Origin of the sequence: Pseudomonas sp. G(2018), assembly GCF_005502415.1 — a bacterium.
Taxonomy (GTDB): Bacteria; Pseudomonadota; Gammaproteobacteria; order Pseudomonadales; family Pseudomonadaceae; genus Aquipseudomonas.
Map to the genome: position 1 here is coordinate 412,780 of NZ_SCOO01000001.1, position 20,968 is coordinate 433,747.

Here is a 20,968-nt window from a genome sequence, read left to right on the forward strand (position 1 = left end):
GTAAACATTTTTTTCCGAAGGAAGCGGTTCGATGGAATTTACCAGTGGCTTCTTGCTGAGCCTCTCGCTGTGCCTGGACATAGGCGTGGCCAACATCGCGATGATTACGTTGGCGATGCAGCGCGGCTATTTTCAAGGCTTCGCGCTGGGCCTGGGCACCTGTGTCGGCGACCTGATCTACGCCGTGCTGGCATTGGCCGGCATGACCGTCCTGCTGCAATACGAAACCGTGCGCTGGGTGCTGTGGATCGGCGGTTCGGCGCTGCTGGTGTACTTCGCGGCGAAGATGATTTATTCGGCGATCCACCACGAGGCGCTGCTGGCCGAGACTGCCGAAGTCGGCCACAACTCCCATCGCAAGGAGTTTTTCCGCGGGATTTTCCTCGCCATGTCGTCCCCCAGTGCGATCCTCTGGTTCGCTGCGGTGGGCGGCACGCTGATCGCACGTTCCGGTGGCGGCGGGGCCATCAGCTCGGCGCTGTTTCTTGGCGGGTTTCTCTGCGCGGGCATTCTCTGGTGCGTGGGGCTGTGCTTCGCGGCGAGCCATGGTGGCAAGTTGCTCGGCGACAAACTGCTGCGCTATTCCTACATGGCATCGGCGGCGATCTTCTGCTATTTCGCGGTATACGTGATTCTATCGGGCTACAACGAGTTTGTTGGCAGCGTTGCCGTCGAGCAGTTGCACGCCCTGTAATTGGGCGAATCGGGTTTGGCTTCTATACTCCCAGCCGAACCCACTTTTCGCTCCAGGAGTCGAGCCATGGATGAGCAAACACGCGTCGAACCGGCGGAGCCGCGCTTCGAACACGGACACTTCCTGCTGATCGCAGGGCTAGGCGGTCGATTTACCCAGCAAACCACCCAAGGCATTCCAGCACTCTGGGAAAAATTCAATCCCCACATCGGCAACGTCCCGGGCCAGAAAGGCGAAGTGACCTACGGCGTCTGCTGCAATTTCGATGGCAAGGGCGGCTTCGACTACATCGCCGGCGTCGAAATCAGCAAGCTCGACGACTTGCCGGATCAATACCGCTGGGTAGAGGTTCAGCCTCAGCGGTACGCGGTGTTCGAGCACAAAGGTCCGCTGGATACCTTGCCGCAGCTGTTTCAGTACATCTTCGGCACCTGGCAACCGCAGTCCGGGCATGAGGTGCTGGATGCACCGGAACTGGAGCGCTACAGCGAGGACTTCAACCCGAAGCTCAATACCGGAAAACTGGAAATCTGGGTGCCGATCAAGGCGTGAGACGTGCATCGAGAGGCGAATCGGACGATTCGTCTCTCGATGTCATGCCAACGCTGATTTATGATCCCCGGCCTTTCCATCTGATTGCGACCCGCCATGAACACCGTCATCCGCCACGTCACGCCTGCTGATCTGGACCGCTGCTACGCCATCGAAACCGTTGCCTATGAAGGTGACGAAGCCGCAACCCGCGAAAAAATCGCCACCCGCATCGCCACTTGGCCCGAGGGTTTCATCGTTGCCGAAGTGGATGGCGTAGTCGCCGGTTTCATCAATTCCGGCGCGGCGTTTCAGGTGGAAATGTCCGATGAAGCGTTCAAGGAACTGATCGGCCACGACCCGGCCGGCCCGCACGTGGTGATCATGTCGGTGGTGGTGCATCCGGATTATCAAGGCCAGGGCCTGGCAAAGCGCCTGATGGGCGAATTCATCGAGCGCATGCGTGCGCTGGACAAGGTCAGCATCAACCTGATGTGCAAGGAACGGCATATCCCGCTGTATGCCGGGTTTGGCTTTGCCTACGTCAAGCCTTCGGCGTCGGACCATGGCGGGATGGCGTGGCATGAGATGGTGTTGGAGTTGTAAAGAACTGTCGAACACTTAAGACCCTCTGTGGGAGCGGGCTTGCCCGAGATGGCGGACTGTTAGTCGACATTTTTGTTGAATGTGACTCCCTCATCGCGGGCAAGCCCGCTCCCACAGAGATGGTGTTGTGCCAGGGCTATAAGCCTCAGAATCTCAGGCCCATCCGCCGCTCATACCCGATCCGCCCCTTGTACGCCTCGCCACTGTCGACATATCCATACTTTGCATACAGCGCGATGGCCGCGGCATTGTCCGCATCCACCGATAACTCCAGCCCCCTGATCTCCGGCCACGCCTGGCGCGCCGCCTCGGGCAACGCTTGCAGGCAGGCCTTGCCATAGCCCTTGCCCTGAACGCGCTGGTCGACCTGCAAGGCATGCAATGTAGCGCTTTGCTCATCGGCCCAGGCCGGCAGCACGGGCGGGCGCTTGAGCAGCAGGAAGGCCACGGGGATGTCGTCGGCCAGCAGGGCAAAGCCTTTGACACCGGGGCCGGGGCGGGACAGCAAGGTGTGCAATGCACCGTGGATATCCCCGGAGAACTTGATTTGATCCGGGTGAACTTCAATGGCCTCGACCTGCTGGCGCTGCAGCGCATTCAGGCTTTCGTAAGGCACGAGTAGGGCTGTCACTGGAGTGTCCTTTTTCCATCAAAAATGAGTCTCGGATTCTAGCGAGTCTGGCCGTTTGGATTATTTTTATTTCACCTGTCGATTCGCCGGATCGCCAGACGACTAAGGGTGTCTTCCAATAATAACCACGGAGAACCACCATGAACTCACAAACCCAGATCCAGAACCTGATCGAGAACTATCGCCAGGCCGTCATCGCCAAGGACGTGGACAAAGTCATGGCCCTGTATGCCGATGACATTGTCTCCTTCGACGCCGTCAAAGCCCTGCAATTCAAGGGCAAACCTGCTTATCGCGCCCATTGGCAGGCCTGCATGGAAATGTGCCCCGGCCCGCACACGTTCGAGTTCCATGAAGTGACCATCGAACCGTCCCAGGAGATCGCATTTGCCCACTGGCTGGCCCATTGCGGCGGCACCAACGAGAAGGGTGAAACCCAGGCCTGCTGGATGCGCGTCACCGCGTGCTATCGGCAGGAGGCCGGGTTGTGGCAGATCGTCCACGAACACTGGTCGGCGCCGTTCGACATGACCAGCGGCGCGACCCTGTTCGATCTGCAGCCCTGATCGCCCGGCTGTTGATCGGCAAGCCGCGCCAGAATGCCCATCTGCGACCATAGTTGATCCGTTCGATCAGGAGAGCGCCATGAAATACCTATGTCTGGTCTACAGCGATGAAAACCTGCTGCATTCGCTGCCGGAGAGCCCGCAGGACGCGGAATGTATGGCGTACGCCGAGTCGATCCAGGGTAGCGGCCGGATGGTCGCCGCCGAGGCGCTGGAGTCGGTGCAGACCGCCACCACCGTGCGCATGCGCAACGGCAAACTGTCGATCACCGATGGCCCGTTCGCCGAGACCAAGGAACAATTGGCCGGTTTCTACCTGATCGATGCCAGGGATCTGAACGAAGCGATCCAGGTCGCCGGGGACATTCCGGCGGCCCGGGTCGGCTGTGTCGAAGTGCGCCCCGTTCGCCAGTTGAATCCTTGAGATGCCAGGTCTTTCGGTGCAGGTGCGGGTCGAGCAGATTTATCGCCAGGAGTCGCGACGCATTCTGGCGACGTTGATCCGCCTGCTCGGCGATTTCGACCTCGCCGAAGAGGCCTTGCACGAGGCGTTTTTTGTCGCGGTCGAACGCTGGCAGCAGGACGGTGTGCCGGACAATCCACGCACCTGGCTGGTATCCACCGGGCGCTTCAAGGCCATCGATGTGTTACGTCGGCGCGCCCGCTTCGCCGCCTCACGACCGTTGTTGATCGCGCAACTGGAGGCGCTGGAGCAGGCCGACTGGAGTGACGAAGACGTGGAAGACGATCGCTTGCGCCTGATCTTCACCTGTTGTCACCCGGCCTTGGCAGCGGACGCCCAGGTGCCGTTGACCCTTCGGGAAGTCTGCGACCTGACCACCGAAGAAATCGCCCGGGCCTTTCTCTCGGCGCCGGCCACCATCGCCCAGCGTATCGTGCGCGCCAAGGCGAAAATCCGCGATGCGAAAATCCCCTATCAAGTGCCGTCCCTGACGGAGTTGCCCGAACGCCTCGACAGCGTGCTACGGGTGATTTACCTGGTGTTCAACGAAGGCTACTCGGCGTCCATCGGCACCCAGGTGACCCGCGAGGACCTGACCCGCGAAGCGATTCGCCTCGGCCGCTTGTTGATGGAGTTGCTACCGGAGCCGGAAGTCATGGGCCTGCTGGCGCTGATGCTGTTGCACGAATCGCGACGGGTGGCCAGAACCTCAGCGAGCGGCGAGTTGATCTTGCTGGATGAGCAAGACCGAGGGTTATGGGACAGCGAGATGATTGCCGAAGGCTGCGCGCTGGTCGAGCGTGCGTTGAGCACCCGTCGCTTCGGCCCGTATTGCCTGCAAGCGGCGATTGCTGCGGTGCATGCCGAAGCGCCATCGGTGGAGGATACCGATTGGGAGCAGATCGTCGGACTGTACGACGTGCTGCTGCGGGCCGTTCCATCGCCGGTGATCGAGTTGAACCGCGCGGCGGCGCTGTCGAAGCGCGATGGGCCGTTGGCGGGGTTGACGCTGGTCGAAGCGATTCTGGCTCGCGGTGAACTGCAGGATTACCACCTGGCGCATTCGGCGCGGGCGGAGTTTTGTCGGCAGTTGGGACGGGTGGAGCAGGCGCGTGAAGCGTACGAGCGGGCCTTGGCGTTGACCCGGCAAGAGCCGGAGCGGCGGTTTATCAAGGCTCGATTACAGGAGTTGAAGTGAGGTGATCTTGCGGGCCTTAATCGCGGGCAAGCCACGCTCCCACAGGGAATTGAGCAGACCACAAATGGTGTGTACCCCATCAAATATTGTGGGAGCGTGGCTTGCCCGCGATAAGGGCCGAAGGACCTTCATTCCAGCATCTTGCCCAATAACCAGCTCCCCGCCGGCCCCGGCGGGTTGAGTCGCGACCACAGTGCATCCACGTAAACGGTTTTCGGCCAGCCGCGCACGTGCAGTTCCTGCAGCGATCCCGGACCAAAACGCTCCACCAGCCAACGCGGCAGCGGTGCCCAGCCGAATCCGCCCTGGGCCATTTCCAGCAGCATCAAATAACTCGGCGCCGACCAGACACGCCCCTTCGCCCGGTTTTCATAGGGATTGACGATGGTCGCCAGGCGCAATTCCCGGTGCCGTTGCAGCACCTCCTGATCGATGTGTTTCAGCGTGGCCAAGGGATGTTTGGGCGAGACGAACAGGGCGATTTCCGTGCGTTCATCCACTGTCGAATTGACCAGGTCTGGCGGATAGCTGTCCTGCATTTCGGCGAACGCGAGCTGCGCCCGACCGCTTTGTACCAGCGCCATCAGGTCGTCGCATTCGGCGATCAGGCATTCAAGTTCCAGGTCCGGATAACGCTGCTCGAACGCACTGAGCGACGCTTCGAAACGGTCGGACTGGTAGGTGTCGGACAGGGCCACGGTCAGCTTGGCCTCGACCCCTTGGGACAACTGACTGGCGCTCATTTCCAGGCGGCTGGTGGCGGCCAGGATGTCCTCGGCTCGCTGCAGCATCACATGCCCGGCCGGGGTGAGGGTGGGTTTGCGGCTGCTGCGGTCGAACAGCGTCAGGTTCAGGTCGATTTCCAGGCTGGCCACCGCCGCACTGATGGTTGACTGACTGCGCCCCAGTTTGCGCGCCGCGGCGGAAAAAGAGCCCTGCGTCGCTGCCTGAACGAACGCCTGCAACACTTCCTGGGAGGCCATGAACTATCGCCTTGATCGATGGTTATTGGTTATGAAGTATCGGCGTGATGTTGGACCATGGCAACCATCGTTACTCAGGAGTCAGGTCATGAACACCCGCAAATCCATCACTGAACGTATTTTCCAGGCCGTCGGTTTCGAACTGTTGGCCATCCTGATCTGTACGCCTTTGCTGGCGTGGATCATGGACAAGCCGATGGTGGAAATGGGCGTCGTCACCGTCGTCATTGCTGCCCTGGCCCTGGCCTGGAACGTGGTGTTCAACGGCCTGTTCGACCGAGTGCTCAAGCGCTTGGCCATTGCGCACAACGCCTGGGTTCGGGTGGTGCATGCGCTGTTGTTCGAAGGCGGGCTGGTGGCGCTTGGCGTACCGCTGATTGCCTGGTGGCTGAACATCAGTCTGTGGCAGGCGTTCCTGCTCGACATCGGGGTACTGCTGTTTTTCCTGCCGTACACCTACGTTTATCACTGGGTGTATGACGTGGTGCGTGAGCGGCTCGTTATGCGTGAGCACAGCCACGCATAACCCTGTAGGAGTGAGGCTTGCCCGCGAAGGCGTCATACCTGAGACACCGCTTTCGCGGGCAAGCCTCACTCCCACAAGGGGGCACTCAATAATCCCGCCGCTTACGAAACGCCCAACGCCCCGCTATCACGGTAAAGGTCGCCACCAGCGCCACCAGAATCCAGAACCCTTCCGGATCCTGGGAAAGTGGCACCCCGCCGACGTTCATGCCGAAAAAACCGGCGATGATGTTGATCGGCAACGCCAGCACCGTGACCACGGTCAGGGTAAACAGCGTGCGGTTGCTCTGTTCGTTGAGGTTGGCGGCGATTTCTTCCTGCAACAGCTTGATCCGTTCACCGAGCGCCGTCAGGTCGTTGATGATCAGCGCAAACTCCTCGGTGGATTTGCGCAGCTCCTTGACGTCTTCCTTTTGCAGCCACGGCGGCGGGCGATTGAGCAGCCGCAGCAACGAGCCCGGCTCCAGTGCCAGCAGGCGTTGCAGGCGTACCAGCACCCTTCGGTTGGAGCCCAGTTCGGCACGGTTGGTCGATAAGCGCGAGGACAACAACTCGTCTTCGATCTGATCGACGCTCAGGCTGGTCTTGCGCACGATCTGCGTCAGCACTTCACCCTGATCGCGCAGCAGGTGCACCAGCAATTCCAGCGGCGAGCGAAAGCACTCGCCGGCCTTTACCGACGAACGCAACTTGTCCACCGAGTGCAACGGTTGCAGGCGCGCACTGATGATCAGCCGACTGCGCACGCACACCCACAGCGTCGAAACATCCGAGGAGACCATGCTGCTGAGGTTGAACACCACATCGTTGACCACCGCCAGCAGCGCCGAATCGACATGCTCGATACGCGTCGACCGCGAACCTTCATGCAAGGCTTCGAAAAACTCGTCGGGCAATTCCAGATGGCTTTTCATCCAGCGTTCGCACGCGGCATGAGCGAGGTTCAGGTGCAGCCAGAGAAATTGTTCGTCGTCCTGCGGTTGTTGCAGGTATTGCAGCGCTTTGGCCGAGTCGATCTCCCGTCCGCGTTCACCGGGGCGAAAACTGAATCCGTACAGCAAGCCGAACAGATCCGGGTCGCGATGGCTTTGATCGATGCTGTGGTTCATGAGGACTCGCAAGGGAGGCGCCTGCCGCGGGTTTTACAGGTTCACTTGAGCCGCATCATCGCAACGCCGTTTGACGGTTTGGTGACGATGGCGTGACCCTGACCGATTACCCAGACGCAAAAAAACCGCACGATCATCAGACCGTGCGGCTTCACGCAGAGCCTCGGTTTGCCTCACTTGTTGTTCAGCACTTCGCCGGTAGCGGCCAGTATGTCCACATCCCACTTCACGTTTTTTGGGTCGCGTCCTTCGACTTCGTAGATGTAACCCTTGAAGCGATGTTCCAGTTGGGTTTCGGTAATCGTCGAGCCCGGGTGCAGCTTCAAGGCGATCTGGGTCAGCTCTTCCAGTGGCTTGACCTTGCCTTCCTTGATCAGCTGAGGAATCTGGTGCAGCAGGACATCATCTTCCTTCGCCTGGACCAAAGCGGCAGGGATCAGGGTTACAGCGGCGATCAGGGCAATCACGGTTTTCATGGGGTTCTTTCCTTGGATGAGTGAATCTGAGATCAAGTTAATCGCCGCAACTTAATCCACCCTTAAAGGCACTTTAACCGAATCAAAGTTTTACAAACCTTCGGGCGCAAAAAAGCCGCGCGATCGCGAAATCGTGCGGCTTTTTATGCGTTTGTATTTCAGTCGTCTTTTTTGTTTTTCAGGACTTCGCCGGTGGCGGCATTCAAATCCACGTCCCATTCAACTTTATTGGCGTCAAGCAACTCGACTTCGTACTCGTAGCCATTGAAGTGGTGATCCAGGTCGCTGTCGGTAATCGTGGCACCCGGGTGCAACTTCAACACGATCTGGTTCAGTTCTTCCAGCGGCTTGATCTTGCCGTCCTTGACCAGTTGCGGGATCTGGTCGACGGGCACATCGGCCTGGGCCAGACCGGCAGTGAGGGTCAGGGTCGCAGCGGCGAACAGGGCAGTCAACGTTTTCATGAGGTTCTTTCCTTGGGTGAGCTGTTTAAGTGGGATCAGATTAATTGTGGCAACTTAATTCAGCCTTAAATTCCCTTTGTCTGGACTAAAGCCTGCTCGCGAATGCAAACGCCTCGGTCCCGGATCAATACCCGTTGTTCTTCAATACCTGATCAACACTCGCCGCCGCCGGACGTTTATAGAACTTCAACAACTCACTGGTGCGATTGGTAAAGATCCCATCAACCCCCGCATCCATGACCTTCTGATAATCCACCGCCTCATCAATGGTATAGACGTGCACCAGCAGGCCTTGATCGTGGGTGTACTGGTTCATCCAGGGCTGCACCAGATCCGCGTAACTTTGATCGCCACCCTGGGTCAACGCGGCGGACGGGCCGGTGCCGATCGCTCCCTGGGCCTTGGCGTAGTCGACCCAGCGCTGGAATTCGGCTTTGTCCTTCGGTTGCTGCTTGGCGTAGTACTCAGCCTTGTCCTTCTCGCCGGACTCGGCAAACGTCACCTTGGATGCAGGCTCGATATTGCCTTCGCCGACCCATAGCAACAGGATCTTCGGCACCTGCGGCATTTCCTTTTGCAGCAGTTCGAGGCTGCTCTTCTCGAAGGTTTGCAGGATTACCTTGCCTTTTCCCTGACCGACAGCCAGCTCGCTTTTCGCCAGTTTCGAACCGGCCGGGCTCAGCCAGCCACGGTCCTGGAGTTTCGCCTTCAGGTCATGCTCGATACCGGGAAATTGCTGCGGTTCCTTGGTCTCGATGTACAGCCCCGGCTTGTGCCGTGGATTGGCCTGGGCGATGTCGATGATTTCATCGAGGGTCAGGATTTTCAGACCCGTGTAGGCAGGGCGTGCGCGATCCGGGTACGCGGTGTTGAACCAGCTCCCGGCATCCAGGGTTTTCAATTCGGCCATGGTGAAGGCGGTGGCCGGGCTGTCCTTGCGCTCGGGGAACTTGATCGCGACGTCGGTGGTGCGTTGCAGGTTGTTGTCGTGCAGGGCGAACAGCACGCCGTCCTTGCTGCGTTGCAGGTCAAGTTCCAGGTAATCGGCACCCAGATCACGGGCCAGTTTGTAGGCGGCGGCGGTGGATTCCGGTGCATCGAACGACGCGCCACGGTGGGCGATTACTGCCGGGTGGGGGATGCCCGATCTTGTAGCCAAAGCAGCCGGGTCAGGCTCGATGGCGGCTTGGGCCTGGAGTTGAACTGTGCCGAGCAGCAAACCCAGCATCAGGGCGCTTTTGGTGAAGGTGGCAGACATGGTCGAGATCCTTTCGCGATGGTTTTCAAAGACGTCCCTTTTAACAACTGAGCGTTGCCAGCGCTATCGCGAGACCGACATAAACCTGTTTAAAGCTGATGTTCGTCAGCGTTTTTGTGCGCTCGTTTGCAGTACCCTTGACCCCGGCAACTTCCCCGGCAGAGGGAAAACCATTCGCTGGCCCTGCGTGTAAACCAACGATCACTTTTTGTGAGGTTTACCATGCGCGTCACATCCCAGCTCATTTGCCAGGCTGCCGACCAACTCAAAGGCTTCGTCGGTCTCAATCGCAAGACCGGCCGCTACATCGTCCGCTTCAGCGAAGATGCTTTCGGCATGGACGTGGCGGACGACGGCATCATCCCCACCAGCGAATTCGTCTGGGCACCCGGCCCCGAACACATCATGACCCTCAAGCGCGAGTTGATTCAGTTGCTGCTGGATCAGAACATCGACGACAGGATCAACATCAGCGAACCGTTGCGGGTGTACATGAACAGGCGGGATGTGCCGGAGATTTCGGCGGTGCGGAGTTTGGTGCGGGGCTGATGGTTTTGGGCTGACTGTACCGTCCTCTTCGCGGGCAAGCCCGCTCCCACACTTGGTCTCCAGTGTTTACGCGGACAATGTGGGAGCGGGCTTGCCCGCGAAGACGGCCTGAAAAACACCCAATCAACTACAGACTGAACTCATACGCCCGCTCAACCCGACACACCCGCGTATGACACCGGGCATACCAGGTCGACCGCCCACGCTCACGAATTTCACTGTGCTCGGGATGATGCTTCCAAGCCAGAATCGCCGCCTCGCTGGCCCAGTACGAAACGGTAATCCCCACCCCGTCTTCACCCCGCGCCGACTCCACCCCAAGAAACCCCGGTTGCTCGCGCGCCAACTCCACCATGCGCGCGGCGGCCTCGGCGTAACCCTGGTCACCCTCAGTGCGCAGCGAAGTGAAAATCACCGCGTAATACGGCGCGGGCGGTGTATTGGCCATCATGAGCGCTGCTCCGTGCACGCTTCGACCAAGGCTCGTACCAGCGGCGGCAGGATGCCCTTGAGCGCAGCGCGTTCCGGCTGAAACAGCGTGGCAACGAAAAACGGATGACCTTTGAGCTCCACCGCACGCAAGCCTTGCGATTGATCATGGCCGACACCCTGAAGATCATGCCGGAGCAAGGCCTGCTCGAACTGCGGATTCACACCGTAGCGGCAGCGATAGCCCTCACGAATCTCGGACGTTTCATACGCCTTGGCGATCAACGAACTTTCACGCAAATGAATGCTGTCGACAGTCTCCACCAGCGAACACTCCAGGGGTGTGAGCAATGCGCGATCAGCATAGGGCGACGTCTCGCCATGCTCGGCATCCGACCAACCGAGCACGTTGCGCGCATATTCCAGCACCGCGTGTTGAAAGCCGCCGCAGGTACCGAGGAAAGGTCGCTGCTGTTCGCGGGCAAAGCGAATCGCCCGTAGTGCGCCGTCCAGGCTGCGATAGGGGCTGGCCGGTACACACCAGAAACCGTCGAACTGATCGAGCGGCGCGCCGGCATCAATGCTCTCGGTGGCGAGCCATTGCCCTTGCACGTTCCGGCCGGTGATTTCGGCGGCCATCCCAAGCGCCACTGGGATAGCCTGGTGGGCGGTGACTTGCGGGTCGTAATCGCCAATCAGGGCGATGCGGGTGACGGGGTTTTCCATGAGTGGCCTCTGCGCTTGTTGATTCCTGGCGCTCACTATAGATTGGCGTTCACGCACTCAATATTGGCGTTTATCCAAGTGATCAATGCAGTGACGCACTATCGACTGGACTATCCAGACCTGGCCCTGATCCTTGCGCTGGTGCGCGGCGGCTCGCTGGCCCGGGCTTCGCAGCTGATGAAGGTGGATGTCTCGACGGTGTTCCGGGCCGTGCGTCGGTTGGAAGCCGCATTGGGTCAGCAGTTGTTCGAAAAAAGTCGCGCCGGTTACCTGGCCACCACCTTGGCGCAGTCGCTGGCCGAGCAGGCGGAGCGGGCCGAACAGGCCTTGGAAGCGGCGCGCATCGGTGTGGAGCAGGGGGGCGAAGTCATCAGCGGCACCGTGCGCCTGACTTGCACCGATTCGGTCCTGCAAGGTTTGCTGTTGCCGGCGCTGGCGCAGTTCATGCCCAACTACCCGGCGCTGACCCTGGAACTCAGCACGTCCAATGACTTTGCCAACCTCAGTCGCCGCGATGCCGACATTGCCCTGCGCCTGACCCGCGCGCCACCGGAGCATTTGGTGGGGCGCCGATTGGCGGACATTGCGTACCGGGTGTGTGCCAGTGAGGGGTATCTGCAATCGGCGGATACCACAGACCTGGCTGCGTTGATGTGGATCGCCCCCGATGACTTCCTGCCGGATCACCCGACAGTGATCTGGCGTCGTCAAGCGCTGCCGGGCGTGACGCCTGGGTATCGCTGCAACAGCATGCTGTCCGTCACGGAACTGGTTCGAGCGGGGTTGGGCGTGGCGGCGTTGCCGGACTTTTTGATCGGGAAGGGATTGCAGCCACTGGGCGAGCCGTTACAGGGTTACGACACGGCGCTGTGGCTGCTGACCCGCCCGGATTGTCGCGCCTTGCGCTCGGTGGTGACCTTGTTTGATGAGTTGGGGCGTGCGCTGAAGTTGCCGTAAAGCTGCAGCGCCAGTTTCATCCTGAAATACATTGCGGTGATCGATTTGGGGCTATCGGCCTGACCGACATTGTCATTTATGGCACCTGATAACAGGCCAGAAACATGTCCAGCGCCGACTCCACGACCGTGCCCTGCACCTCGGCCGTCAAACCTGGCATACCCATGGAAATCTGCGGCCAGAACGCGAAGGACTTGAGCAGGCCCTGGACTTGCTGTGCGGCAAAGTCGGGGGCGACCGCTTTCAAGCGACCATCGGCCTGGGCGGAGCGAATCCACAGGGTCAAACCCTCTTCATGCTCACCCATGCGCGCCACCATGCGCTGAGCACGTTCCGGAGAATGGATGGCAGCCGCAATCGCCACCCGCGCCAGGTCGAGGAAATTGTCATCGCCCAGCATTTGCATCTTTGCCGCCAGTATCGGGCGTAACTGATCACGTAGCGGTAAGTCTGGGCGGTAGGGCGTTTCCTGCTCTGCCGTCACCCGCGCCCATAATTGATTAAGGATCTCGGCGAACAACTCTTCCTTGCTGGGGAAGTGGTTGTACACCGTGCGCTTCGATACGCCAGCGGTGGCGGCAATCTTGTCCATGCTGGTGATCTCGAAACCGTTGGCCCGGAATTCGGCAATCGCCGCCTGAATAATGGCTTCGCGTTTTCGGTCGGTCAGGCGCTGGGGAGCTGTCATAAATGCGGCTTCGGCAGAATGAAGGGGAAATTACACTCGGTAGTTTACTTGCGATCGGCTTTGATGCAACCTAGAAACTACACTGTGCAGTGTAATGCATTGTTAATCCTGCACGGTCATAAATAGAGTGTTCGGCTGATGCGTGCGTGCCTTGGCCATTTATCGTCCCAAGCGACGGTTTTTTGGAGTTATTTCAGTCATGGCCAACTCAACTTCCCCGGCGGATATCGCCGACACCTCTGACGCTTCCCTTCAGACACAAGGGCAATACCGCAACCATGCACCGTTCAAGCGCGAGGGCTTTCGCAAGACCCTGCGCATTCTCTGGAACGTGATCTTCCACAAACCGCGCGATACACGCCCGAGCGCACCGGTCCCGGTACAATCTCTGACGCAGGCGGCGCTGATCGCTGCGCCGAACCACAGCGTCTATCGCCTCGGACATTCCACGGTTTTGCTCAAGCTGCGGGACAAATTCTGGATCACTGACCCGGTCTTCGCCGAACGCGCCTCGCCGGTGCAGTGGGCCGGGCCCAAGCGCTTTCATCAGCCGCCGATCAGCCTGGAGCAACTGCCGCCGATTGAAGCGGTGATCCTGTCCCACGATCACTACGATCACCTGGATTATCAGGCAGTGTTGAAACTTGCCGACAAGACCCGTTATTTCCTTGCCCCGCTGGGCGTGGGCGACACCCTGATCAAATGGGGTATCGACGCCAGCAAAGTCCGGCAACTGGACTGGTGGGAAGGCACCGAGGTCGAAGGCATTCGCTTCATTGCCACACCGTCGCAACACTTTTCCGGGCGCGGCCTGTTCGACGGCAACAGCACCCTCTGGGCTTCGTGGGTGATGATCGACGGCGACGCGCGCATCTTCTTCAGTGGTGACAGCGGCTACTTCGACGGCTTCAAACGCATCGGCGAGCAATACGGCCCGTTCGACCTGACCCTGATGGAAACCGGCGCCTACAACGTCGAGTGGCCGCACGTGCACATGCAACCTGAACAAACCCTGCAAGCCCATCTTGACCTGAAAGGTCGCTGGCTGTTGCCAATCCACAACGGCACCTTCGACCTGTCGATGCACGCCTGGTACGAACCCTTCGACCGCATCCTGGCCCTGGCCTGGGAACGCAGCGTTTCGATCACCACGCCGCAGATGGGTGAGGCTTTCAACCTGAAGCATCCGCAGCGGGGCGGAGCGTGGTGGCTGGAGGTTGAACAGCAGATGTCCGAGATCAACAAAGCGTCGGGTAGGGCGACTACAAACAGAGGCGAACATTCGTACGAGAAGCTGTGAGCCGTGATGACGGACAATTTCGGCTGCTTCTGTAGGCTGAAAAGCGGGTGAAATCATTCATCCGCCATCAGTCAGAAGGATTTTTACATGGACGTAACGTTAAGCGGCTGCATGAAGCGGCTGGCCGGAATTGCCCTGTTTTCAATGGCGGCGAGCGTCGCGAGCGCGCAGACCTCCGCGCCCGAGACCGGGCTTGAGTACTTGAGTGTCGATGAAATCAACCTGTGGATGGATCGCGGCCAGCTGAATTCCGTGATGCTGGTCCGGCATCTGTTGGCACGGATCGACAAGCTGGATAAAAACGGGCCGGCGATCAATGCGATCATCGAGCTCAATCCCGAGGCGTTGGCCATGGCCGAGTCGCTGGATCGGGAGCGAAAGGGCGGTTACACCCGAGGTCCGCTGCATGGCATTCCGGTATTGCTCAAAGACAATATCGACACTTCCGATCAAATGCAGACCAGTGCTGGCTCGCTGGCCATGGTCGGTGAACCCGCCGCGCAGGACGCCTTTATCGTGCAACGCCTCAGGGCGGCCGGCGCGGTGATTCTTGGAAAAACCAATCTCAGCGAATGGGCAAACTTTCGCGACCCCGATCTCCCCAGCGGCTGGAGTGGACGGGGCGGGCAAACCAAAAATCCGCACGTACTCAGTGGCGATCCCTGTGGTTCCAGTTCCGGCTCTGCCGCAGCCGTCGCCACAGGTTTTGCACCCCTGACCGTCGGAACGGAAACGTCTGGCTCGATCAGCTGCCCGGCGTCCATGAATGGTGTGGTGGGCATCAAACCCACCGTGGGTCTGTTAAGTCGAAGCGGCATTATTCCGGTGACTCACAAACTTGATACACCCGGGCCGATGGCGCGCACGGTTCGCGACGCTGCACTCCTGCTGAATGCCATGGTGGGCAACGATGTCGCAGATCCAATCCAAAAGCCGCATAACCTGGAAGCGGTGGACTTCACCACTTTGTTGCGTCCAAACGCACTGGTCGGACGGCGAATTGGCTACCCCGCCAAATTTGATCGCGGCGCCTCGGCATTCCAGGCCGACCCTCAGTTTTCCCAAGCGCTGGAACTCATGCAGGCAGCAGGTGCAACCTTGATCCCCGTGGAGCTGATTGACCCGCTTTCGGAGCAGGTAGAGGAAGCTTTGCAAATGGGGATCAAGCGAGACTTGCCTCGTTACCTGACGACTCGAACCGGTATTCCTGCCGTGACGCTGGACGATCTGTTGCTGTTCAATGCCGCCAGCGTCGAAGGTCATAACCAGGACACCTTGATGGCGGCCAGCAAAATTGCTTTCGACGAGCAAACCTACAACCAGCTCTGGCAGAAAATCCAAATCGAAAACGCCGCCGCCATCGATCAGTTGCTAACAACCCATCAACTGGACGCCCTCGTATCAGACGTCGCTTCACCCGCCATGAACGTCGTACCGCTGGCGGGATACCCCGGCATCATGGTGCCTTCGGGAATAGACGATGACGGCGTACCCACTTCGGTCTACTTCTTCGGACCTCGCTGGAGCGATGCCAGGTTGCTGGCATTGGCGTATGGGTATGAACAGGTCTCCCATGCGCGGCGGGTACCTGTGTTCAAGCCGTAGTGATTGCGTGAAAGTGGTGGATGCGAAGGCGATCGTACTGTAGGAGCGAGCTTGCTCGCGATTTACTCAAGGGCACCGCGTTTTGCCAGTCAATACGCGTTACTGCTAACGACCATCGCGAGCAAGCTCGCTCCTACAATCGATCCCTCGTCAATTAACGCATCAACTCACTCAACCATCGCAAAATCCGCTCGCCCCACCGGATTCGGCGTCGACCCTTTCACATTCATCCCACGGCCCGGCGCAAACCCTGGGAAGAACACCAGCCCCTCCGACTCAAACCGATACGCCAACGCCAACCGCGTGACATCCAGTACCTCACGCCTGGCCTCGAAACGCTGAATGGCATCCACCGAAACCCCGGCTTCCCGAGACAATTCCTCCACACTCCAACCCAGCATCGCTCGGGCCTGGGCGCAATGGGCCGGGGTGAATTGGAAAAGGGCGATACGCTCCAGGGTGATTTTCATCGCTTGAGAGGCCATGGTGTTCTCCGGGCTCGAGAGTGTTGATCAAAAAATACTGTGTTTTTGTACAGTTGTTTTGAGCGCGGATCAAATTGATTTTTTGAATTTCTCTATACCGTACCTTTCTTACGGACGGACGGTGGCTCCCTTGCCATCCAGGTGCAATGGAGGTTCAACTACTGATCCATCGATTTTGAAGATTGGTGCGGATCGTTTTTTTCGCAACAATCTAATATTCGCCATTCAATTGTTTGCAGGAGGACATCATGTCGATCGCTGAAAGTGACTGGAAGAAGTTCAAGGAGCTGCGCAGGATTGCGCTCGATCGTTTTTGTCAGGGCGTTCTGGCCGATGCCAAGGCAATTGCCCAACACGGGGCGCTCTCGGCTCACGCTCGGTATGGCATGCTCTATGGCTTGATTCGGGATCGAAACAAGGACATGTACGATGCCTTTGATGCGAACAGCCAATCCCGTTCCAGTGCACTCAGAGGCTTGGCTTTGATGGTGATGCATGACTTGCTGACCGAGGCGGAGTTATCGACTCTCAGTGAAGACGCACGGGCTTACATCTCGCATGTTGTTCGCCAGCCCTATGAGCTGGAGTGGGTTGATGAGATCGTGCGACAGGACTGAGAACTGCTACCACCAGCCTTCTACCAGAGAACCAGGATGTTGATCTTTAACTGTACCGAAGCCGCCAGTTGCCGCGAATACGTTTTCTACAAGCGCGGTCATCGCGGTGCGCAAAAACACCTCAATGAAATTGCCTGGATATTCGAGGATTGCGCTGCCGAATGGGGTACGTTGCCCCCGGATGAATTCGCGGCTGGCCGCTTCGACAGTGATATGAACGACACCCCGCGAGGGAGTAAAGGCCACAAGGACTATTACTTCCCCGATGAGGAAATGATCGTTCATTGGCTACGCCGCTACGCTGGCCTTGATGAGTCTCGCATTCAAGCCGCCCGTGAACGTCGCATGGAAGTGAAGCGGGAGATACGGGCGCTGGAAGATCAGCTCCGGGAAGCATGCGAACCATTGCAATAACGCCGACACGGATTACTTCCCCTCCAACCCCGGCGCCTCCCGCACAATAAAGTGATCCAGATTCTCAATGTCGGCACTGAACACCCCAAACGTCTGCTCGGGGTTTTTCTTGCTCGGCACCTGCTTCAACGCCGGCGTCACCCCGTAAAAGAAGCAGTACAACTCACGCCCACTCTCGATGGCATGCTTGATTTCTTCCAGGAATGCCTTGCGCTTGCGGTAGCTGTCGATCAGCTTCTTGCTCAAGTAAACATTGACCGAATACGGCTTCTTCTCGAACCAGACCTTCTTCTCGAAATCGATGCGAAAGCTCTGTGTGTAGTCTTTGATCTCCTTGACCTTGCCCCAGTAAATCAGCCCCTTATTGTCCTGTAGATACTCGATCTTCTTGAAAAACGCCCCGTAGGTCGCCGCATGCTCACCGATCTTCAGCGGCATGCGCTTAAGCAGCTCCCTGTCCTCGAAATTCGAGACAAAACACTCCACGGGGTGGGCGAAGACACTGGTCTTGTCCGGTGCCGAATCCTGGGCTGAAGGCTCGACGCCAGTGTCTGCTGAAGACGTAATCGCCTCATCCCGCGCAACGTTCACCAGCCCCTTCGGACTGTGCGGCTTGCGCACATACTGACGCCGCGTCAGCAACAACTCCGACGGAAAATGCTCCTCACGACCGTCATCCGCTTCCGTACCATCCGCCTCCGACGCGGGCGTCTTCAGGCTCACATAAGGACAACCCTCGACATGCCGCGTACTCGGCAGATTCTTGAAATGCGGCGTGCGCACGTAATTCACATTCTTGGCATTAAACGTCCCCAACCCATTCCCCGCATCGAACGCCAAACGACAAGCATCGTTGGGGCACTGGAAATGCTCCTGGGCGGAATCGAACGCCATGGTCTCGTCGAAATTGAGATCGCGCACGTCATAGATCGACAACTTGTCGTCGAGGCTGAGGCAGTAGGCGAGGTCGAATTTCATGGGGGCTCGGGTCCGTGAGAGGGAAGGGTATTAATAGCGGGAGGCGAGACCGGTTGCACTCACTGTTTTCAACACACCACAAAATCAACGGCAACCCACCAAACCTGCGTGCCTGCTCGCTAATCCCAAGCCCACAACAGACACCAAGTCGAACACCCACCTGTGGCGAGGGGATTCATCCCCGCTGGGTTGCGAAGCGACCCCAAAACCAGCTAACGCGGTAAATCAGGCAGACCGCGTTGCGCGGATTGACGACGGCTGCGCAGTCGAGCGGGACGGTGCGGCGTTCCGACATGCTCCCTCGCCACAGGTTTTTGTTCAACTCACTCACTCGGAATCATTTCAGTTATCGACTATCACTACAGGTTAAAAACAGAGTTAGGTTGTGTGGGAATGATATGGCGCAAATCTTCTCTATTTCGCTGATTTGCTTTTTCGTCAGTTTGTAGTCGTACACATAATCTTCTTCACGTTTCCAGCCCATTAATGCAGCTAGCTCGTCGCTGGGAATGGGGAGCGTTTTTTCATATGACGCGAAATCATCCCCATCGCGTACTCCCATTATTGTGTGCTTCAAGGCTCTATACTCCGTGTCGGATCTGCAGGTTTTGTTTGAATTCCTGAGTTATGGTCGAACTCTCCTAAGTGTTTCCCACGTTTGTTGTATTTCTCCACTGCGCCATGCTGAAAGTCCCATTCGTAAATTGTTCCAGTACCATCCTTCCAACGAGGGCGGAGACCGCCACCCTTCATACGTGTTTTGGGTGGGGCCCATTTTGCACCTGGGAATGCGGGTAATAGGTCCGGTTTAGGGTGGTATTTATGAGAAACACTCACCACAACATAAACCGGCCTAACCCCCGACCCCACCGGAAACACAAGAATGAAATCCTTGTACTCAGGCGGATAAATCGGATTCACGATGATGGCGTCAGCCTGCTTCGTCGGCGGGAAAACCCAGATATGCGGCGCCTGTGGAGCAGTCTCCAGTTTGGGAATGCCGAGGATGTCGGAGCCGTCGACGGCCGGGGTCCAGATCAGTTCGATACCTTCACCGAGGTCGGCGACGTACTGGCTACCGCGCGAAGCGATCTGCACGACATCGACCATCTCCCAATCGCGATTGTTGCCGGTGTAGAAGCCGTAACCCTTGAGGCTGCCGTCAGCCTGTTGCTCGATTTGCAGGCGCACGCGGGTGCGGGCTTGTTTGAGGGCGCGCAGTTGGTCTTCGGTATAGAGGGCGCTGTCGCCCAGGCTGGGTGACCAGAACACGGCGACCAGACCGGACAAAACAGCCGTAGTAGCTGCACCGACTGCAACTGCGGCACCTGTGGCCGGGGCGGCGAGGGCAGGAGCGCGAAGTGCCAGTTGCCCGACACCAAGCGCAACGGTCGAACCACTTATCGTTTTCAGATTCAGCAGCCCGCCATCGCCTATCTCACGCGCGCCAAGCCAGGCGATTTCACCGTAATCCTCAAGTCTGTCGGTGGGCACCATCCCCGAAGGATTCGAGTAGTTGATGACCGCATCCGGCAGCTTGCAGGACTTGGCGAAGACGCAGCCCACTTGAACAGCTTCTTGTTCGACCTCGACGATCTGGCGCTTGCGCATGTATGCGTCTTGCCTGGCGAGCATGGCCTCGTAGTCTTGTTGCCGGGCCTCGCGCTCGGCCAGTTCAGTGGCCGTCATGAAGCGGTAGGTGACGTGATGACCGTCACCGGAGGGCGGGTTTCTAACGAGGGGAATGTCCTTGTTGCGAGCCACTGACTGTCCTTGTGTGTTCGTCCATCGGCAGCCCCGAGTAAGGGCTGCGCGACGTTAACGAGCGGGACAGTTTGTGGCTGTAGGGCGGTTCTTTAATGACCGTAGGGGTTGTCTCGAATGCTCAGAATGACAGAGCAGAGTTTGTACAGCTCGCAGCTCCCTCAGCTTACTTGGCTAAATCGGTGGGGGGGCCATATGACTGAACGGAGCTGTCGCAATGTGGCGAGGGGATTCATCCCCGTTGGGTCGCGTAGCGATTCCAAACCTGCGAGCGCGGTATTCCAGAATAATGAGTTGTTCCGCTGCGCAGTCGAATGGGGGTAAATCCTTGCCACAGGTTTTTTCTACTCGTTTACTCGGGTTTCAACCGTTTAACCTTTGAATAAAGGGAAGCTGTGAACTCGTCCCGATCACTCGAATGGTGGCAACGTCGGTGGCAGTTCGGGCAAAGTGCGACCGCATTACTTGCCCGATCCGAGCCTTTCTGCGCCAAATGCTTAACGTGATGAACTTCTAGAAACGGCGACCCGTTCTTCTCGAACGGTGCAAGCTGACCACAGCCCTCACAGATACCTTTAGCTTTCTGCCGAACCCAAGCCCTTACTTCGGGATCACGAATGTAAGCGGTTATGCTGGAAAGGGCTTGCTTGGGTTTCAAGATACCTTTCGGTTCCCTCTCAAACAGGTTCTGCTCAAGGGCTATGGCTCGACGTTCGAGCGTATCTTCGTCGGCAGACGGTTCAGAAGCGTCAGAGGCAAGTGCTTTACGAATGCCCTGTATGGACTTGCCCCTACAAAACCGGACACCAACTCCCTGTTAAATTGATGCTGCTGCCAAACGCCTGAATTCCCTCGGCGAGCGATAGTTCAAAGCGCTGTGCGGATGCTGCTCGTTGTAGTGTTCGAAGGCAATTGCCAGGTTGCGTAAGGCCGTTTCTCGATCCGGCTTGGG

At 58.4% G+C, this 20,968-nt stretch carries 25 protein-coding genes and 2 pseudogenes; 13 read left to right on the forward strand and 14 right to left on the reverse strand.

The features are described from left to right. Positions 1-31 precede the first annotated feature (31 nt). The 3 genes from FFS64_RS01945 to FFS64_RS01955 all read left to right on the forward strand — a co-directional run bounded on the left by FFS64_RS01945 (position 32) and on the right by FFS64_RS01955 (position 1,831). Entirely contained in the window at positions 32-694 is a 663-nt protein-coding gene (locus FFS64_RS01945) for a LysE family translocator (RefSeq protein WP_137803998.1), read from the forward strand. 66 nt (positions 695-760) lie between these two features. Beyond that, the gene (locus FFS64_RS01950; protein WP_137803999.1) at positions 761-1,246 is read left to right on the forward strand and encodes a GyrI-like domain-containing protein; all 486 of its coding nucleotides are present in this window, start codon (positions 761-763) and stop codon (positions 1,244-1,246) included. 96 nt (positions 1,247-1,342) lie between these two features. Next, positions 1,343-1,831, forward strand: a complete 489-nt coding sequence (locus tag FFS64_RS01955) for a GNAT family N-acetyltransferase (RefSeq protein WP_137804000.1) — start codon at positions 1,343-1,345, stop codon at positions 1,829-1,831. A gap of 145 nt (positions 1,832-1,976) precedes the next feature. On the opposite strand, the gene FFS64_RS01960 is transcribed toward FFS64_RS01955, so the two are convergent. After that, on the reverse strand, positions 1,977-2,462 hold the full coding sequence (locus tag FFS64_RS01960; RefSeq protein ID WP_137804001.1) for an N-acetyltransferase: 486 nt from the start codon (positions 2,460-2,462) through the stop codon (positions 1,977-1,979). A gap of 140 nt (positions 2,463-2,602) precedes the next feature. Here FFS64_RS01960 and FFS64_RS01965 point away from each other — a divergent pair, with 140 nt between their 5' ends. From FFS64_RS01965 to FFS64_RS01975, 3 genes are all read left to right on the forward strand, one after another. Next, on the forward strand, positions 2,603-3,028 hold the full coding sequence (locus tag FFS64_RS01965) for a nuclear transport factor 2 family protein (protein ID WP_137804002.1): 426 nt from the start codon (positions 2,603-2,605) through the stop codon (positions 3,026-3,028). Positions 3,029-3,107: 79 nt separating this feature from the next. After that, the gene (locus FFS64_RS01970) at positions 3,108-3,452 is read left to right on the forward strand and encodes a YciI family protein (protein WP_137804003.1); all 345 of its coding nucleotides are present in this window, start codon (positions 3,108-3,110) and stop codon (positions 3,450-3,452) included. A gap of 1 nt (position 3,453) precedes the next feature. Then, positions 3,454-4,689: an RNA polymerase sigma factor gene (locus FFS64_RS01975; protein ID WP_137804004.1), complete on the forward strand. Its 1,236-nt coding sequence runs from the start codon at positions 3,454-3,456 to the stop codon at positions 4,687-4,689. 128 nt (positions 4,690-4,817) lie between these two features. On the opposite strand, the gene FFS64_RS01980 is transcribed toward FFS64_RS01975, so the two are convergent. Then, positions 4,818-5,672: a LysR family transcriptional regulator gene (locus tag FFS64_RS01980; RefSeq protein ID WP_137804005.1), complete on the reverse strand. Its 855-nt coding sequence runs from the start codon at positions 5,670-5,672 to the stop codon at positions 4,818-4,820. Between the two features lie 88 nt (positions 5,673-5,760). Here FFS64_RS01980 and FFS64_RS01985 point away from each other — a divergent pair, with 88 nt between their 5' ends. Further along, positions 5,761-6,198 (forward strand): multidrug/biocide efflux PACE transporter, encoded by a 438-nt coding sequence (locus tag FFS64_RS01985; RefSeq protein ID WP_137804006.1) that lies wholly within the window; start codon positions 5,761-5,763, stop codon positions 6,196-6,198. A gap of 85 nt (positions 6,199-6,283) precedes the next feature. Here the strand turns inward: FFS64_RS01985 and FFS64_RS01990 are convergent, their stop codons facing one another. From FFS64_RS01990 to FFS64_RS02005, 4 genes are all read right to left on the reverse strand, one after another. Further along, entirely contained in the window at positions 6,284-7,306 is a 1,023-nt protein-coding gene (locus FFS64_RS01990) for a transporter (RefSeq protein ID WP_137804007.1), read from the reverse strand. Positions 7,307-7,479: 173 nt separating this feature from the next. Next, complete coding sequence (locus FFS64_RS01995; protein WP_137804008.1) at positions 7,480-7,782, reverse strand: PepSY domain-containing protein; 303 nt, start codon at positions 7,780-7,782, stop codon at positions 7,480-7,482. Positions 7,783-7,940: 158 nt separating this feature from the next. After that, a complete protein-coding gene (locus FFS64_RS02000; protein WP_095193244.1) occupies positions 7,941-8,246 on the reverse strand; it encodes a PepSY domain-containing protein in 306 nt (101 codons plus the stop codon). 124 nt (positions 8,247-8,370) lie between these two features. Continuing rightward, positions 8,371-9,504 (reverse strand): glycerophosphodiester phosphodiesterase, encoded by a 1,134-nt coding sequence (locus FFS64_RS02005; RefSeq protein ID WP_137804009.1) that lies wholly within the window; start codon positions 9,502-9,504, stop codon positions 8,371-8,373. 222 nt (positions 9,505-9,726) lie between these two features. Between FFS64_RS02005 and FFS64_RS02010 the strand changes: the two genes are divergently transcribed. Next, entirely contained in the window at positions 9,727-10,053 is a 327-nt protein-coding gene (locus tag FFS64_RS02010) for a DUF2025 family protein (protein ID WP_137804010.1), read from the forward strand. A gap of 127 nt (positions 10,054-10,180) precedes the next feature. Here the strand turns inward: FFS64_RS02010 and FFS64_RS02015 are convergent, their stop codons facing one another. Further along, a complete protein-coding gene (locus FFS64_RS02015) occupies positions 10,181-10,504 on the reverse strand; it encodes an antibiotic biosynthesis monooxygenase (protein WP_137804011.1) in 324 nt (107 codons plus the stop codon). Then, positions 10,501-11,208 carry a CTP synthase gene (locus tag FFS64_RS02020; protein ID WP_137804012.1) on the reverse strand — a complete coding sequence of 236 codons (708 nt, stop codon included), beginning with the start codon at positions 11,206-11,208 and terminating at the stop codon, positions 10,501-10,503. The genes FFS64_RS02015 and FFS64_RS02020 overlap by 4 nt, the downstream gene beginning before the upstream one ends. A gap of 15 nt (positions 11,209-11,223) precedes the next feature. On the opposite strand from FFS64_RS02020, the gene FFS64_RS02025 reads away from it, so the two are divergent. Further along, the gene (locus FFS64_RS02025; RefSeq protein ID WP_137804026.1) at positions 11,224-12,165 is read left to right on the forward strand and encodes a LysR family transcriptional regulator; all 942 of its coding nucleotides are present in this window, start codon (positions 11,224-11,226) and stop codon (positions 12,163-12,165) included. A gap of 76 nt (positions 12,166-12,241) precedes the next feature. Here the strand turns inward: FFS64_RS02025 and FFS64_RS02030 are convergent, their stop codons facing one another. Then, the gene (locus FFS64_RS02030; RefSeq protein ID WP_137804013.1) at positions 12,242-12,853 is read right to left on the reverse strand and encodes a TetR/AcrR family transcriptional regulator; all 612 of its coding nucleotides are present in this window, start codon (positions 12,851-12,853) and stop codon (positions 12,242-12,244) included. A gap of 199 nt (positions 12,854-13,052) precedes the next feature. Between FFS64_RS02030 and FFS64_RS02035 the strand changes: the two genes are divergently transcribed. Together FFS64_RS02035 and FFS64_RS02040 are read left to right on the forward strand one after the other, a co-directional pair. Further along, positions 13,053-14,153, forward strand: a complete 1,101-nt coding sequence (locus FFS64_RS02035) for an MBL fold metallo-hydrolase (RefSeq protein WP_137804014.1) — start codon at positions 13,053-13,055, stop codon at positions 14,151-14,153. Positions 14,154-14,264: 111 nt separating this feature from the next. Further along, positions 14,265-15,758 carry an amidase family protein gene (locus FFS64_RS02040; protein ID WP_256660386.1) on the forward strand — a complete coding sequence of 498 codons (1,494 nt, stop codon included), beginning with the start codon at positions 14,265-14,267 and terminating at the stop codon, positions 15,756-15,758. A gap of 167 nt (positions 15,759-15,925) precedes the next feature. On the opposite strand, the gene FFS64_RS02045 is transcribed toward FFS64_RS02040, so the two are convergent. Beyond that, positions 15,926-16,243, reverse strand: coding sequence for a helix-turn-helix transcriptional regulator (locus FFS64_RS02045; RefSeq protein ID WP_137804016.1), 318 nt, complete (start codon positions 16,241-16,243; stop codon positions 15,926-15,928). A 248-nt stretch (positions 16,244-16,491) separates the two neighbouring features. Here FFS64_RS02045 and FFS64_RS02050 point away from each other — a divergent pair, with 248 nt between their 5' ends. Then, positions 16,492-16,860, forward strand: a complete 369-nt coding sequence (locus FFS64_RS02050) for a hypothetical protein (protein ID WP_095193252.1) — start codon at positions 16,492-16,494, stop codon at positions 16,858-16,860. A 66-nt stretch (positions 16,861-16,926) separates the two neighbouring features. Beyond that, positions 16,927-17,274 (forward strand): annotated as a pseudogene (locus tag FFS64_RS02055) (hypothetical protein); the annotation flags it as partial. Between the two features lie 12 nt (positions 17,275-17,286). Here FFS64_RS02055 and FFS64_RS02060 read toward each other — a convergent pair. From FFS64_RS02060 to FFS64_RS02080, 4 genes and pseudogenes are all read right to left on the reverse strand, one after another. Next, positions 17,287-18,252 (reverse strand): hypothetical protein, encoded by a 966-nt coding sequence (locus tag FFS64_RS02060; protein WP_137804017.1) that lies wholly within the window; start codon positions 18,250-18,252, stop codon positions 17,287-17,289. Between the two features lie 573 nt (positions 18,253-18,825). Then, positions 18,826-20,016 carry a colicin E3/pyocin S6 family cytotoxin gene (locus FFS64_RS02070; protein ID WP_137804019.1) on the reverse strand — a complete coding sequence of 397 codons (1,191 nt, stop codon included), beginning with the start codon at positions 20,014-20,016 and terminating at the stop codon, positions 18,826-18,828. 352 nt (positions 20,017-20,368) lie between these two features. After that, positions 20,369-20,785, reverse strand: a pseudogene (locus FFS64_RS02075) (HNH endonuclease); the annotation flags it as partial. Positions 20,786-20,833: 48 nt separating this feature from the next. Next, the coding region (locus FFS64_RS02080) for an integrase core domain-containing protein (protein WP_171017041.1) at positions 20,834-20,968 on the reverse strand (135 nt) is incomplete at its 5' end.